This window comes from uncultured Roseovarius sp., assembly GCF_947489715.1.
Classification (GTDB): Bacteria; Pseudomonadota; Alphaproteobacteria; order Rhodobacterales; family Rhodobacteraceae; genus Roseovarius.
Genome location: NZ_CANLER010000007.1, coordinates 88358 through 103166 on the forward strand (window position 1 = coordinate 88358; position 14809 = coordinate 103166).

A 14809-nucleotide genomic window follows, 5' to 3' on the forward strand; every position below is an offset into this window, starting at 1 on the left:
GTTACCTCAGCGCACCCGAGGCTTTGAGCGCCTCGGCTTTTTCAGCGTTGACCCACCAGAAATCAAGCGACCCCAGAGCAAAGGGTGGCTGTTCGGCGGGGTGTTCATACATGTCCCAATAGGCGACCCAGTAATCCGGGGCAAACCCGTCGGGGATCATGAAGAATTCATGTCGCAGCGCCCGGTCGAGCGCGCGGATGGTCATGTCTTCCTCGTCCTGGCTTTCGGTCAGCAACGATTCCTCGATGATCTTGTCGACCAGCGGGCTGGCAAGGCCTGCCGGGTTGAAGAGGCTGAATTCAGCGGCCTCGGAACCGAAGCGCTGAGCCAGACCGGTGCCGGTGCCCAGAAGCGATGGGTAGCCATCAAAGACCAGATCATAATCGCGATCCCGCTCGCGCTTGGTGTATTGCGAGGAATCCACTGATTCCAGCACGGCATCGAAGCCCATCTGCTTGAGGTTCGATACGAAATTTTCAGCGATGGCGCGGTCGGTCGGTTCGGCCGAGGCGTTCATCAGGAAGTTGATCGTCAGCGCCTCGCCCTTGTCATTGCGCAACTGGCCCGCGTCATCAACGCTCCAGCCGGCCTCTTCCAGAAGGGCCAGCGCGGGACGCAGGTTCTTGCGTGGCAATAGGCGATCTGCGTCCGAGACATGCGGCACGTAGGGTTCGGTCGTCAGCAATTCGGGCGGCACCACATCGCCAAGCGATTTCAGGAATTCCAGCTCTTCGCCTTCAGGCAGTCCCTTGGCTTCAAGATGGGTGCCATCGGAAAAGGATTTCTGCTGCGCATAGAGACCGTAAAGCAGCGACTTGTTGGTCCAGTCGAAGTTGAAGCCCAGCGCCACTGCCTGCCGGACGCGTTTATCCTTGAACACCTTGCTGCCGAGGTTGAAGACGATGCCGGTCATGCTGGGCGGCGTGCCATCGGGGATTTCTTCCTTGACCACGTCGCCGCGCGCCAGCGCCGGGAAGTCATAGGCGGTTGCCCATTTCTTGGGGTCGGATTCGGTGCGGTAGGTGACTTCGCCCGCCTTGAACGCCTCGAACGCGGCGGTGGAATCAGCGAAATATTCCAGGCGGATGCGATCAAAATTATGCCGCCCCTTGTTGATCGGCAGATTCCAGCCCCAGTAATCGGGGCTGCGGGCAAAAGTGACGCGGCGGTTGGGTTCGACGTTTTCGATAACGTAGGGACCAGAGCCGGGCGAAACCTCGAACCGCGCTTCATCCAGCTTTGCACCGGATTCTTCGTACCATTTCTTTGACCAGACCGGGACGGAGCCCACCTGATCAATCAGGCTGCGACGCGAGATATCATCAGCGAAATAGAATTTGATCGTGTGATCGTCGATCACCTCGGCGTTGGGGATGCGTTTGCGTACTGCCTCGGCATAGGATTTCAGGCCTTCGTCCAGCAGCAGGTTATGGCTGAAAAGCACGTCGTGCGCGGTGACCGGCGTGCCGTCCGAAAATCGCGCTTCGGGGCGCATGTGGAAGATGACCCAGCTTTTGTCTTTGGGGTATTCCAGACTTTCGGCCAGGAGCCCGTACATCTCACCATAGGCGTCGGCTGGCAGACCGCCGCTGCCTGCCAGAACTTCGCCCAGCAGGCTTTCATACATTACCGTCGACAAGGCCGAGGCACGGCCCTTGCGCGTATAGGGGTTCATCGAATCGAATGTGCCGGACAGTGCGATGGAAATCTCGCCCCCCTTGGGGGCATCGGGATTGACGTAGTTGAAATGCGGGTAATCGGGAGGATAGCTGAGTTCGCCGAAGAAGGAATAACCGTGACTTTTGATGATCTTCTCGTCGGCCAGTGCCATCTGCGCAACCAGGGTTGCGATCATCAGCCCCATGAGGCCCACGGCCAGCTTGAAAGATGCTTTCATCGGAAGCGCCCGGGTCTGGGCCCGGTGGCGTGGTCCGGTCATACTGATCTCCTCTGTTCCGCTTCCTGATGTGGCGTCTTTTTGGTTGATGGCAAGCTACTGGAGGCAAGGCATTACATTCAAGCGCGGAAAGTTGAACTGAGCGTGAAATCCCCTGTTTGCAAAAGAAAAGGCCGCCAGCCCCGGAGGCGGACGGCCTGAACTTTAAGAAAGGCTAAGTTCGCGGCGCTTACTGAGCGGCGCTTTGGATATAAGCGATCACGGCAGCGCGATCTTCTTCCTTGCGCAGACCGGCGAAGCTCATTTTCGTGCCCGGTGCGTAATCCTTGGGTTTGGTCAGGAAGGCGCTGAGTTCATCCGCGGTCCAGGTGCCGCCATTGCCGGCCAGAGCGTCTGAGTATTTGAACCCTTCAACGCCCCCGATCGGACGATCAACCAGATTGAACAGATGCGGGCCGACGCGGTTTTTGCCGTCTTCCAAGGCATGGCAGGCTTTGCATTTTTTGAAGACCTTTTCACCTTTGGCAGCATCGGCAGAGGCCACCATCGCGGCGAAACCGGAAGCTTCGGCGCCAGCGGCTTCTTCAGCGGCGGGCTCTTCGCTTGCCATTTCCTCTGTCGCAGCTTCCTCGGCGGGCGCTTCTTCTGTGGCGGCCATTTCGGTTGTTTCCGCCTCTTCAGTCATTGCTTCCTCGGTTGCAGCCTCCTCGGCGGGTGCTTCTTCAGCGGCGGCCATTTCGGTTGTTTCCGCCTCTTCGGTCATTGCTTCCTCAGATGCAACCTCCTCGGCGGGTGCTTCTTCAGCGGCAGCCATTTCGGTTGCTTCTGCTTCTTCGGTTGTCGCCTCTTCAGCAGCGGCTTCGGCTTCGGGCGTTGGATCAACCTCGGCTTCGGCGGGTGCCTCGGCGGTTACTGCTTCGGCAGCGGTTTCTTCCGTGGCGGCCATTTCCGTTTCGGCTTCGGCACCTTCAGCGGCGGCTTCTTCCTTAGGCTCGGGTGCGGCCATTTCATATGTGTCGCCATCGAGTTGGTCGAGATAGGCGATCACGTTGATCCGGTCGGTGTCTTTCTTCAGGCCAGAAAAACCCATCGACGTGCCAGGCGCATAGCCCTTGGGATTTTCCAGAAACGCGCTGAGAGTTTCGGGCGTCCAGACATCTACGACGGGCTTGAGGCTACCGGAATAGCTGAAGCCTGCGGCAGAGGAAACGTCACGGCCAACAACGCCGTAAAGGTAGGGGCCGGTGGCATTGGCACCATCTTCCAGCTTGTGGCAGGCTTTGCACTTGCCAAAGACCTTGGCGCCTTTTTCGACATCCGCTGCTGCCCAGAGTTCGGCAAGGGACGGGCCTTCTGCGGCTTCGCCGCCACCGCTGTCGTCCGAACCGGTGTCGATTATATAAGCCTGTCCATGACCATCGCCGTGACCCGGGCTGGTATCATAGAGAAGTTCCCCCGCCCATTTGCCCATCAATAAGACCAGCAATGCCCCGCAGAGACTGCCGACGATTTTGGTAAGTGTCATCGTATCGAACATAGGCCCGTTTCCATTTAAACTCTGTTGGGTTCGTATCTATCCGCTTCCCCTAGACGGGCGCAAGGTGTAGTTTCCGCGACCAAACGCCCGACCGGCATTAATTGACAGGAAAAGCCGAAGAATGACCAAGCGCATTGCCTTCCAGGGGGAGCCGGGTGCCTATTCGCACCAGGCCTGCCACGAGACCTATCCTGAGTTGGAGGCCTTGCCTTGCCGCACCTTCGAGGATGCGATTGCGGCAGTGCGTTCCGGCGAGGCCGAACTGGCAATGCTGCCGGTGGAAAACTCGACCTTTGGCCGGGTGGCAGACATCCACCACCTGTTGCCGGAAAGCGGGTTGCATATCATCAACGAAGCCTTCGTGCGGGTGCATATCAACCTGCTAGCACTGCCGGGAACACCGCTGGATCAGGTGAAATCGGCCATGAGCCACACGATGTTGCTGGGCCAATGCCGCGAATACCTTGCGCAACAGGGTATTCGCCGGGTGACGGGCGCGGATACCGCCGGGTCGGCGCATCATGTGGCCGAAGCGGGCGATCCGAGTATGGCCGCGCTTGCCAGTGAACTGGCGGGCGAGATCTATGGCCTTGATGTTCTGGCGCGTCACATCGAAGACGAGGGCAACAACACCACGCGTTTTCTGGTGATGTCGCGTGAGCCGGATTATGCCCACCGGGGCGATGACGGCATGATGACCACCTTCGTCTTTCAGGTGCGCAACATCCCCGCCGCGCTTTATAAGGCGATGGGTGGGTTTGCCACCAACGGCGTGAACATGACCAAGCTGGAAAGCTACATGGTAAACGGATCCTTCTCGGCCACGCAGTTTTATGCCGATATCGAAGGGCACCCCGATGATGCCAGTGTAAAGCTGGCCCTGGAAGAGCTGGATTACTTCACCTCGGAAGTGACCATGCTGGGAGTTTATCCGGCCGATCCCAGGCGGCACTGATTGCCCGGTTCAGAGGTGTGGCGGCTGAAAAGCCTGTAAAACGCATGGCTGGCTGCGCTTTGTTGGGCCACTTGAGCTGTGGATGGGTTCAAGCAACCGATCTGGCTTAGATCGCGGCGCTGTGGCCCGCCTTGCTCAAATCATAGGCATCCAGACTGCGCGCGATCATCCGGGTCAGCGGGCGCGCTTCGGGGGGAATGGAAAGTCCGTGCTGATCGTGATCCAGCAATCCGTCAAAGGCCTTGGCGGTTTGGCCCAGTATCTTTGAAAGCTCCGTCTTCGGCACGTTGAACCGTGTCTGAATTTCCTCGGCATCAATTCGGAAATCACACATCAGCGTTTCGATCATGCGGCTGCGCATCCGGTCTTCTGCGGTAAACGCGTGGCCCCGTGCTGTCGAAAAGCGCCCCTCGCGGATGGCACCGGTATGGGCACCCGTGGCGGGGGCATTCTGCGCGTAGCCTTGCGGAAAGCGCGAGATTGACGACGCGCCAACGCCGATCAGCACCTCGGCAGTGTCATCGGTATAGCCTTGGAAATTCCGCCGCAATTGCCCCGACTTCTGCGCCACGCTCAACCCGTCATCGGATGTTGCGAAATGGTCGATCCCGATCTCGGCATAGCCATCCCACAAAAACAGCTTGCGCGCGGTATCGTAAAGTTCCAGCCGTTCTTCCGGGGTCGGCAACGCGTCCGAGGGAATCAATTGCTGGCGTTTCGCCATCCAGGGCACATGCGCATAGCCATAGAGCGCCACACGGTCCGGATTGAGCGACAAGAGTTTTTGAACGCTTTCGGTAATCCGGGCACCGGTCTGGTGCGGCAGGCCGTATAGAATGTCGGCATTTAGGCTGGTCACGCCGCGCTCTCGGATCGCCTCGACCGCGTCGCGGGTGATGTCATATCCCTGAAGGCGCCCGATGCTCTGCTGAATTTCCTCGTCAAAATCCTGCACCCCGATCGAGGCGCGGTTCATCCCGGACGCCGCCAGCGCATCCAGCCGGGCACCGTCGATTTCGTTGGGGTCGATCTCGACCGAAAACTCTGTCTGTACGGTAAAGGGGGCCACATCGCGAATAGCGCCTGCCAGTTCTTCCATCATGGCGGGTGACAACAGTGTAGGCGTCCCGCCGCCCCAATGCAGGCGCGATAAAGTCACGCCTTCGGGCAGATGTTCGGCCAGTTTCCGCAATTCGCTCTTGAGCGTTTCAAGATAGGCCCTCACGGGCTTATCGCTCTGTGTGCCTTGGGTGCGACAGGCGCAGAACCAGCACAGGCGGCGACAGAATGGCACATGCACATAAAGCGAGATCTGGCTACCCGGTTGGATTGCCTCGATCCAGCTTGTATACTTGGCTGCATCGACGTCGCGATTGAAATGCGGCGCTGTCGGGTAGCTGGTGTAGCGCGGGACCTTTGCGTCAAAGAGACCCAGCTTGCTGAGTTGTGCTTTCGTAACCATATGACTAGCGGTAGAACCACTTGAACGCGCGAACCTTGATGCAGATCAATTGAAGGTAATGTGAACGGCGATGTTGAACGAAACACTGACTGCCGCCCCCCGCACCTGCGGTGACTGCCCGATCCGGCACCGCGCTGTCTGTGCCCGTTGCGAGGCAGACGAGCTCGAGCAGCTCGACAAGATCAAGTACTATCGCAATTTCGAGGCCGGTCAGACAGTGATCTGGTCCGGCGATCCGATGGATTTCGTGGGGTCGGTTGTGTCGGGCATTGCCACGCTGACACAGACGATGGAAGACGGTCGCACCCAGATGGTGGGGCTGTTGCTGCCCAGCGATTTCGTGGGCCGCCCGGGGCGCGGCGCGGCCGCTTATGACGTGGTTGCGACCACCGATCTGGTGATGTGCTGTTTTCGCAAGAAGCCCTTTGAACAGATGATGAACGAGACCCCTCATATCGCCCAGCGGCTGCTTGAAATGACATTGGATGAGCTTGATGCCGCGCGCGAGTGGATGCTGGTGCTGGGGCGCAAGACGGCGCGGGAAAAAATCGCCTCTCTCCTGTCGATCGTTGCGCGGCGCAATGCGACGCTTCATCTGGGAATGCGCGACGGACCGATGCAGTTTGTTCTGCCCCTCACCCGTGAAGCGATGGCCGATTACCTTGGCCTGACGCTGGAAACCGTCAGTCGGCAAATCTCGGCCTTGAAAAAGGACGGCGTGATCCGACTGGAAGGCAAACGCAATGTCACGGTGCCCGATTTCGACCGTCTGCTGGCTGAGGCAGGCGACGATAGCGACGGTGGTATGCTGGTCTGATTTCCTTTTAGAACAAAGAGATGCCGGGCGGCGGGGAGGCCACCCGGCATCGGTTCAGGGCTGCAATCTGGGCAGGAGCTGCTAGTTTCCGCCAGAGGTAAGGACGGGGTAGCCCTGGGTGTATATCCAATCCGTTTGCTGTGCCGGGACATGGCAGGCCAGACAATCATCCTGATAATTGGTGGTGACGGTCGTTTTGGAATCGTCCGCGTTAAAAAACGCCCAGCCCCAACCGTCACCCCAGAGAGAATTGCCGTCAAACCGCGCCTTGGTGTCCTTGACCATGACAAACCAGCCCTGCACCTGATCGCCGCGGGCCACGGTGCCGGTTGTCATCTCTTCGGTCTGCGCGGAAAGAAGCTCTTTCACCAGCACGGCGCCATCGGGAAAAGTACCGGTTTCCAGATAGGATTCGATCACGCCGGGCTGGGTGTAGACAACGTGCATCCCATCGGCGGCCTCTTCACCCAGCACGGTCCAGCCGCCCAGCACCGGCCAGCTGGCGCGGAAATTGACGTCGGGCAGTTGGATATCGCCAGTTGAGGAAACCGCTCCGTGCGTGTTGGTGGCGAAGTCCTGGGCGGTTGCTGCTCCGCTGGCAAAGAGCACCAATGCAACAGTTTTCGAAAGGGTCTTCATTCTAATTACCTTCCTGGACGGCACGCAGCACCGGATAGAATTGGGTAAAGACGAAATCCGTATCGGCGCTGGCTTCGTGGCAGGCATTGCACGATTCGGTCGGAAAGGCCTCGGCGGTTTCGGCATAGGGTGGGGCGTGGTGGCCAAAGCTGTAATAAACCCAACCACCTGGTTCATCGGCAAAGCGATCAGTGTCTTTTACCGTCAGTTCCAACCCAGCAAATTCCCCCTGAAAGTAACCCTGGCCCGAAACCTCGCCGCAGGATCCGTTGGTTTCGTCGCAATCATCACCCTGCCGGATCAAAACCAGCTCTTTCGCGATCTGCGTGCCGTTGGCCCACTCGCCGGTGTTTTTGAAATGTGCGTAGGCCGAAGGTTCTACGTAGACGTTGTGAAACTCGGGGAACGGCGCCTCACCACCATTCAGGGCGTTGGGTGTCAGGGGTGTTCCGATAAAGACCCATTCGCGGTATCCAGTCGGGGCCATGACCGCGCCATCATCGGTATAACCGGGCGATGTTATTGTCATTTCCTGCGCGTTGGTCAGGGTCACCGCAAGGCTCATTGCCCCTACCAGACCAAGGGTTGCTGATTTCCATCCGATCATATCGACGCCTCCGGGTTATTGCCAATTTGCTGGATCAAACCTAGGCAGCAAAGCGTGACACAGGGGTTATGAATTCCATTCCCCCACGCAGGCGGGCGGTGATATACGCCTAGCCAAGCCTCACCTTGCCCAGGAACCGCATATCGTGAACCGAACCCGTATCCAGTATTTCCTGCATCTCGCGCAGAGCCTCAATTTCTCGGAAACCGCCCGCGCGTTTCGCATCTCGCAACCGGCGCTGAGCAAGGCGATCAAACGTCTCGAAGAGGATTTGCACGGCCCGCTCTTGCGTCGCGAGGGGCGGTTGACCCATCTGACCCCGTTGGGCCGCGCAATGGTCGAGCGCCTTTCGGAAGTGGAAGAGGCGACCCGTCAGGCTGAAGAAACTGCGCAACGGCTGACCCTGGGCGGCCGGCAACAAGTCAACATCGCAGTCATGTGCACGGTCAGCCCGCGCCGGATGATGCCTTTCATGGCCGATCTGCGCCGCGCCCATCCCAATATCGAACTGGCGCTTGACGACACGCCGACTGACATGATCCTCGAAGCACTGTTGTCCGGCCATTGCGATCTGGCTGTCATGGCTGCCCCGTTCGACGACACGCTGCGTCTGAAGCAGGTCGAACTTTACCGCGAATCGATGGTGGTTCTTTCCCATCCCGAGCATCGGTTTGCACAGCGCGACAGTGTTGCCTTGCCCGAACTTGAGCGCGAGCCTTATATCGACCGGCTGGCCTGCGAATTTCGCGATACTTTTCTTCAGGTTCTGCGCAATGACAATGTCATGCTGGATGTGGCGATGCGATCCAAACGCGAAGACTGGGTTTATGACGGCGTTGCCGCCAATATCGGTGTGTCCATCGTGCCGCGCGACGGGGTCGACACGTCGCGCCACGGCTGGTCCGAACTGGCACCGGATCCTTATTGGCGCACCGTTTCGATGGCGGTGGCGACGGGTCGAGAGGATAACGATGCGGTGCGTACAGTGCTAGCCGCCGCGCGGAACCATGACTGGGCTGTGACCGAAGGGTAGATATAGCGCCCGCCCTGACCTGGTGACACCACTTTTCAGACAGGATACGCCTATGACATGCGCTATGCGGCGCGCGGTGTCATTGTAAGGTTGAACTTAGGCGAAGTTCAGTCAAAGCGTGTATTTTTTCTTTTAATACATAAAGTTGTGCAACTTTTGACGAGTAGCACTTACCATAACTTACACAAACTCGGCTCCAACGCCCAAGCTGCAGCTTGTTCTTGATGACGCTGCATCGCCGGGCAAGTTCCGGTTCAGCCCGTCGACGACCGTTGGTACAGCTGACTATCTGGCGCTGGGCTTCAACTTTGCCGGTGCCGGCATCATGCAGAGCGATATCACGCTGGTCAGTGCGACCCGCGCAGACGATACCGCGATCACGCCAAGCTTGCAGTTGTTTGGAAACAACACGGGCAACCAGGGCTCCTGCGGGGGGCTGTAATTTCAACGGCGGTGGCAGCGCATCGCTTTTTGATTACATCATCCGCATCGGCGCGAATGGCGGCAATGCGAATAACTTCTTGAAAACCGTTGTGTTTGACATCATGGTGCCGGGCTCATTGGCAGCCAACCCGGTCTCGCAACTGGCCGCACGCGCGCAGTCCACGACAAATCCTGGCGACAGCATCAAGGCTGACCTGACGCCGGACAATCCGCCGAACCCGGGCACGATGCCGCTTCCGGCAGGTTTGCCGCTTCTGGCATCGGGGTTCCTGCGCCGCCGCCGCAAGGCCTGACCGCAGGTTCAAGAACCTTCACCAAAGAACAAGTAAAACGCCCTCCGGGCTTTTTTTGTGCGCGGCATCACGCCGTGCAGTTTTGTGGATCACCGAACAGGGGCGATGCTTTTGTCGTGCCACATCGAAAAAACCGCACCGCTGATTTCGCGCAGCAGCTTGGCCTCCATGGCGTCGGCAAAGTCGTCGAAATCATCGGCAGTGATCACAAAGGCGTTCTGACCACCGATCACATAGGCTTCGAAGTATCGGGTTAGCGAGGCGGCGTCTTCTTCTATGGCAAGGCCATTGATCACGATACCCTCAGACAGCAACTTGGCACGTGTTTCGCGCAGACGCTTTTCATCGTCTGTACGGCCATTTCCAGCGATATCAATAACTTGTCGGTGGGCATAGCCGGGTGCTGCTTCGAGCATGCGGGCGGCGAATTCAAGGCCGGAATGGATCATGGTGCCGCCACCGGGCAGGCGACGTGGCATCGCATCGACCCTGTCGGCATAGGTGGCCACGTCTCGCATGTCATGTAATTCAACCCAATCCATGCCAAGCGCCTGACGGGTTCTGCTAGACCATTGCACGATTGCGATTGCCACGCCGCCAGGGGCCCGGTCGATCGCTGCGGCCACCAGATCGGAACGCAATGCGTCGGCAGTGCCACTGCGCTGCAAGTCAAACTCGACATCGTTGACACTGGCCGAGACATCAAAAGCCAGCACCAGATGCAGCTCCATCCGGTTCTGGCCCGGCACGGGGGTGCCCAGCGTGAATGCAGATAACAAAGCTGCGGCCAAAACCAGCCGGGAACGGACCCTCACAGGGTATCACTTTCACGCGGATGATCGGGTGATCGCATGGCCAGACCCTCGCTTCCCGAGGCGCGAATCCAGTTTCGCACCAGCGAAGTTGAGGCGTATCAGGCGTCGCGGTCAACCCATGTCAGTAGTGTATCGATCTAATGTGCCATCAGAACCGGTAGGGTGGCCTGCTCAAGCATATTGCGGGTGGCACCGCCAAAGATGGCTTCGCGGAACCGGGAATGGCCATAAGCGCCCATCACCAGCATCTCGGCATCCATATCCGTGGCATGGCGCATCAGCACGTCCGACACGCGCGGCAATGTCTTGGACAGGACGTCGATTTCAGCACTTACACCGTGGCGCGCCAGATATTGCGAGAGCATCCCGCCCGGGTCAGACCGGTTGGGTCCGTGTGTTGGCGGGTCGATCACCACGACATGCACCGCATCTGCCTGTTTCAGAAGGGGCAGGGCAGCGCGCACGGCGCTCAGCGCTTCGATGCTTTCGTTCCAGCCCACCATGACGCGTTGAGGGTTGGGAGCGGGGTTGCCCCCCTCTGGCAGGATGACCGCCGGGGTATGGCCTTCAAAAAGCGCGGCTTCGGTAATTGGTTCCAACTCCGCCCCGCGGTTTTCGCCATAAGGTTTGGGCAGGATTACAAGATCAGAAAACCGCGCCCGTGCGGCGACGTGTCGTCCCAGATCGGCCAACTGTGCCACGCCGGTTTCAGAGCCCCAGCGCAGCCCTGAGTTTTTCAGGATTGCACCAGCTTTGGCCTCGATCCCCTCGGCCTCTTCATTGGCGCGGGTGATGGTTTCCTGCAGTACGATCGCACTGGCCCCGGCATAATAATATCCGGTCTGTGTGCGATCGACCCCCAGGCAAAGCACATCCAGATGCGCATCATAGGCCTGCGCCGCTGTCATCGCGTGGGTCAGAGTGTCCTCGACCAATTCTTCATCCGTCAGTACGGTAAAAAGACAATTATAGGTCATCTCGCAGTCCTTCATGGTTCGGTCGGTTTCAAAGTGACTTTAGCCGGGGCCCGGCACTTGTCGCCTTGATACGTGTCAAGTTTAACGAAGGTGCGTGAAGAGGGTTTTTTGCTGATCAAAGATCAAAACCGCAGTTGCGACATGTTGTGATCCGCACCGGGTAGTTTTGAAAAAATATGCGAAAAAGCCGCCAGTGAGTTGATGGCTCTGGCGGCTTCAGCAGATTATTTCCTGTTGCGGTCAGCGCAGTTTTACAGGCTTTTTGCCCGGTTCGCCAAGATTGCCGTTCGCTTGCTTTTATTCCCGGAATGCCTTGGTGAAGTAATCCGTCAGCGGTTTGGTCAGATAGGCCAGCGGGGTGCGATCTTCGGTGCGGATAAATGCTTCGACCGGCATGCCGGGGATCAGTACTGCGTTATCCGGCAGTCGTTGTTGCTCACCTTCGCTTAGCGCAATTTCGGCGCGGTAAAACGACACTTGCGAGCGTTCATCCTCGAAGGCATCGGCTGAAATCTGGACAACCTTGCCGTTCAGCTCGGGCGTGGTGCGCTGATCCAAAGCCGAGAAGCGCAGGATCACATCCTGACCGATGGTCAGCTTGTCGATATGGATTGGTTCGACCCGCGCATTGATGATCAATGGACGGTCCTGCGGCACGATGTAAAGCACCGGATCCGCGGGGCGGATGACCGAGCGTAGGGCAAAGACCTGCAAGTCATAGACCACGCCCGATACCGGCGCGGTGATGTCCAGCCGATCCAGTTGTTCGATCAGGGCAAGGCGTTGCTCACGCAGTTCCAATTCGCGATATTGCAGGTCGCGCAACCTAGTGATTGCTTCCTCCCGGCGTGCGGAGCCCAGTTTGAGGATCTCGATGTCGATCTCGGTGATCCGGCCTCCGGCCTGCGCCTTCTGTGCCTCCAAATCGCCCATTGTGCCGCTTAGCCGTGCCTCTTCGCGTTGCAGGCTAAGTACGCGCGCAGCCTGTGCCAACCCTTGGTCGAGGAGTTTCTGCTGGTCGGTCAGTTCTTTCGAGATCAACTCCAGCTGCCTTTCGAGAGAGATCTGCTGGGCTTCGATCCCATCAATTTGGTTGGTAATCTGGCTGCGCCGTTTTTCCAACTGATCAATCTCGTTCGTGGTCGATTCCGCCCGCGCGGTCATCAATCTTTGTTGACCGGCAATCAGATCGGGGGCGTCGACATTCACTTTGGCCGCTTCCAGCAAAAGTGGATCGAAGGTGATTTTGTCATTGCCGTCCCGCTCGGCTTCTAACCGGCCGCGCCGGGCCATCAATTCGTATAGCTGGCTTTCGTTGATCGCCAGTTGTGACTTGAGCTGTGTGGCATCCAACCGGATCATCACATCACCGGCGGCAACTTCTATCCCTTCATCCACCAGGATTTCCGCCACGACCCCGCCATCGGGATGTTGGACAACCTGTCGGTTCTGATCCACCTCGATCCGGCCATTGGCAATGATCGCCCCGGAAATATTGGTCATCACGGCCCAGGTGCCAAATCCGCCAACCAGCAGCAGCAGACCCAGCAGGCCGACCGTCATCGGAGCACGCGCCGACCAGGCTTTTTTTTCATTGGTCATTGCACACCTCCGGCGCCGACGGATTTGGTGATTTCCGAATGGTTCTTGACCACATCTTTCAACACTTTTTCCTTTGGTCCGTAGGCGCGCAATGCGCCCATCTCCAGCATCAAGAGCATGTCGCATTCCTTGATTGCCGCCGGGCGGTGCGCCATGATCAGGATTGCCTTGCCCTCAGCCTTCATTCCGCGAATGGCGGTGTTCACCGCTTCGCTGCCCTCGTTGTCGAGGTTCGAGTTGGGCTCGTCCAGCACCAGCAGAACCGGGTCGCCATACATTGCCCGCGCAAGGCCAATCCGCTGCATCTGCCCGCCCGAAAGCTTGCCCCCGGCGGAGGTGACGCGTGTGTCATACCCGTCTGGCAGCTTCAGGATCATCTCATGTGCATCGGCTTTCTTGGCGGCGATAACCACCTGATCCGCATCCGGCGATTGAGAAAGCTTGGCGATATTTTCGGCGATGGTGCCATCAAATAGCTGCACCCGCTGTGGCAGGTATCCGATATGTTGACCCAGCACTTCAGGCTCATATTGCTCCAGCGCTGCGCCATCCAGCCTGATCTTGCCGCCCGCCGCGCGCCAGGTGCCGGTCAGTGCCCGTGCCAACGTGGATTTCCCTGCACCCGAAGCCCCGATCACCCCAACCGCCTGTCCGGGCTGAACCGTGAAAGTCACCCCTTTTAGCGCTGCCTGACGTTCACCCGGAGGGACAACAGACACTTGCTGCACTTCCAGCAAAGCGCGTGGTTTCGGCAATGGGGTGCGCGGGCTTTCGGGGGGAACCTGACCCAGCAGCCCTGCAAGGCTTTCCCAGCCCTTTGTGGCGCGTTGCACCAATGCCCACTGGCCAATGGATTGTTCGATCGGTGCCAATGCGCGGCCCAGCAGGATAGACCCGGCGATCATTGCGCCCGGCGTCAACTCCCCCTGTAAAACCAGATAGGCGCCGAGGCCCAGCATCGCCGATTGCAGAAACAGCCGGAATGTCTTGGTCGATGTGGTGAAAGTGCCGCCCAAATCCGCCGAATGTATCTGTTCTCGCAGGGCTTTCTCGCGCGCGACCTGCCAGCGGTCAAAGGCGGCGCGGCGCATGCCCATCGCTTGCACCATTTCTGCCTCGGACCTGATCTGCCCCGAAATCGCTTCGGCCTCGACAGCGGCGGCGTTTGCCTTGGCTACGGGGCGCCGCGTCACTAATTGGTTGACCAGTGTGACGACGATCAGAATGCCGCCACCGGCCAGCGCCAGCGTGCCCAGCATTGGGTGGAAAATCCAGATGCCGGCCAGAAAGAAGGGAGTCCAGGGGATGTCGAACATCGCCGTCAGTACGGGCGAGCTCATCAGTCGTTGAATCGCCTCAAGATCGCGCAAACCGGTAGCCGAACTGGCATCTGGCGCCACAGCGGATTTGCGAATCACAGCGTCGAAAACCCGCCGGTCCAGCCGCGCCTGAAACCGCGCGCCGACCCGTCCCATGATTCGTCCGCGCGCATAGTCCAGCAAGCCCATCATTCCGTAAAGAAAGACCACGAGAACTGATAAGGCGATCAAAGTTTCGATAGATCGACTGCCCAAAACCCGATCATAGACCTGCAGCATGTAAAGCGGCCCGGTGAGCATCAGAAGGTTGGCAAAAAAGCCGAAAATGGCCACAAACCAGTATAGTCCCCGGCTTTCTCGGCGGGCTGCACGCAACTCGTCCTTGCCAGCGTCAAGTATTCTCTTGTCCATT

The 14809-nt window shown here is 58.6% G+C and carries 13 protein-coding genes; 4 read left to right on the forward strand and 9 right to left on the reverse strand.

Features of this window, described 5'->3' with window-relative positions:
* Position 1 precedes the first annotated feature (1 nt).
* Both Q1B27_RS16920 and Q1B27_RS16925 read right to left on the reverse strand, forming a co-directional pair.
* Positions 2 to 1855 carry an extracellular solute-binding protein gene (locus Q1B27_RS16920; RefSeq protein WP_299849503.1) on the reverse strand — a complete coding sequence of 618 codons (1854 nt, stop codon included), beginning with the start codon at positions 1853 to 1855 and terminating at the stop codon, positions 2 to 4.
* Positions 1856 to 2126: 271 nt separating this feature from the next.
* Positions 2127 to 3434, reverse strand: a complete 1308-nt coding sequence (locus tag Q1B27_RS16925) for a cytochrome c family protein (RefSeq protein WP_299849099.1) — start codon at positions 3432 to 3434, stop codon at positions 2127 to 2129.
* Positions 3435 to 3555: 121 nt separating this feature from the next.
* Between Q1B27_RS16925 and Q1B27_RS16930 the strand changes: the two genes are divergently transcribed.
* Positions 3556 to 4389, forward strand: coding sequence for a prephenate dehydratase (locus Q1B27_RS16930; protein ID WP_299849101.1), 834 nt, complete (start codon positions 3556 to 3558; stop codon positions 4387 to 4389).
* Positions 4390 to 4495: 106 nt separating this feature from the next.
* Here Q1B27_RS16930 and hemN read toward each other — a convergent pair whose 3' ends face one another.
* Positions 4496 to 5851, reverse strand: coding sequence for an oxygen-independent coproporphyrinogen III oxidase (gene hemN, locus Q1B27_RS16935; protein ID WP_299849103.1), 1356 nt, complete (start codon positions 5849 to 5851; stop codon positions 4496 to 4498).
* Positions 5852 to 5921: 70 nt separating this feature from the next.
* On the opposite strand from hemN, the gene fnrL reads away from it, so the two are divergent.
* Positions 5922 to 6668 carry a transcriptional regulator FnrL gene (gene fnrL, locus Q1B27_RS16940; RefSeq protein WP_299849105.1) on the forward strand — a complete coding sequence of 249 codons (747 nt, stop codon included), beginning with the start codon at positions 5922 to 5924 and terminating at the stop codon, positions 6666 to 6668.
* 81 nt (positions 6669 to 6749) lie between these two features.
* On the opposite strand, the gene Q1B27_RS16945 is transcribed toward fnrL, so the two are convergent.
* Entirely contained in the window at positions 6750 to 7307 is a 558-nt protein-coding gene (locus Q1B27_RS16945; RefSeq protein WP_299849107.1) for a cytochrome P460 family protein, read from the reverse strand.
* 1 nt (position 7308) lies between these two features.
* On the reverse strand, positions 7309 to 7914 hold the full coding sequence (locus tag Q1B27_RS16950; protein WP_299849109.1) for a cytochrome P460 family protein: 606 nt from the start codon (positions 7912 to 7914) through the stop codon (positions 7309 to 7311).
* A gap of 145 nt (positions 7915 to 8059) precedes the next feature.
* Here Q1B27_RS16950 and Q1B27_RS16955 point away from each other — a divergent pair, with 145 nt between their 5' ends.
* On the forward strand, positions 8060 to 8947 hold the full coding sequence (locus tag Q1B27_RS16955; RefSeq protein ID WP_299849111.1) for a LysR family transcriptional regulator: 888 nt from the start codon (positions 8060 to 8062) through the stop codon (positions 8945 to 8947).
* 398 nt (positions 8948 to 9345) lie between these two features.
* Entirely contained in the window at positions 9346 to 9684 is a 339-nt protein-coding gene (locus Q1B27_RS16960; RefSeq protein ID WP_299849113.1) for a hypothetical protein, read from the forward strand.
* Between the two features lie 89 nt (positions 9685 to 9773).
* On the opposite strand, the gene Q1B27_RS16965 is transcribed toward Q1B27_RS16960, so the two are convergent.
* From Q1B27_RS16965 to Q1B27_RS16980, 4 genes are all read right to left on the reverse strand, one after another.
* Positions 9774 to 10499: a DUF1194 domain-containing protein gene (locus Q1B27_RS16965; protein ID WP_299849115.1), complete on the reverse strand. Its 726-nt coding sequence runs from the start codon at positions 10497 to 10499 to the stop codon at positions 9774 to 9776.
* A gap of 137 nt (positions 10500 to 10636) precedes the next feature.
* Complete coding sequence (locus Q1B27_RS16970) at positions 10637 to 11476, reverse strand: universal stress protein (RefSeq protein ID WP_299849117.1); 840 nt, start codon at positions 11474 to 11476, stop codon at positions 10637 to 10639.
* Positions 11477 to 11773: 297 nt separating this feature from the next.
* Positions 11774 to 13078, reverse strand: a complete 1305-nt coding sequence (locus Q1B27_RS16975) for an HlyD family type I secretion periplasmic adaptor subunit (protein WP_299849119.1) — start codon at positions 13076 to 13078, stop codon at positions 11774 to 11776.
* Positions 13075 to 14808 (reverse strand): type I secretion system permease/ATPase, encoded by a 1734-nt coding sequence (locus Q1B27_RS16980; RefSeq protein WP_299849121.1) that lies wholly within the window; start codon positions 14806 to 14808, stop codon positions 13075 to 13077. Before Q1B27_RS16980 ends, Q1B27_RS16975 begins: the two co-directional genes overlap by 4 nt.
* Position 14809 lies beyond the last annotated feature (1 nt).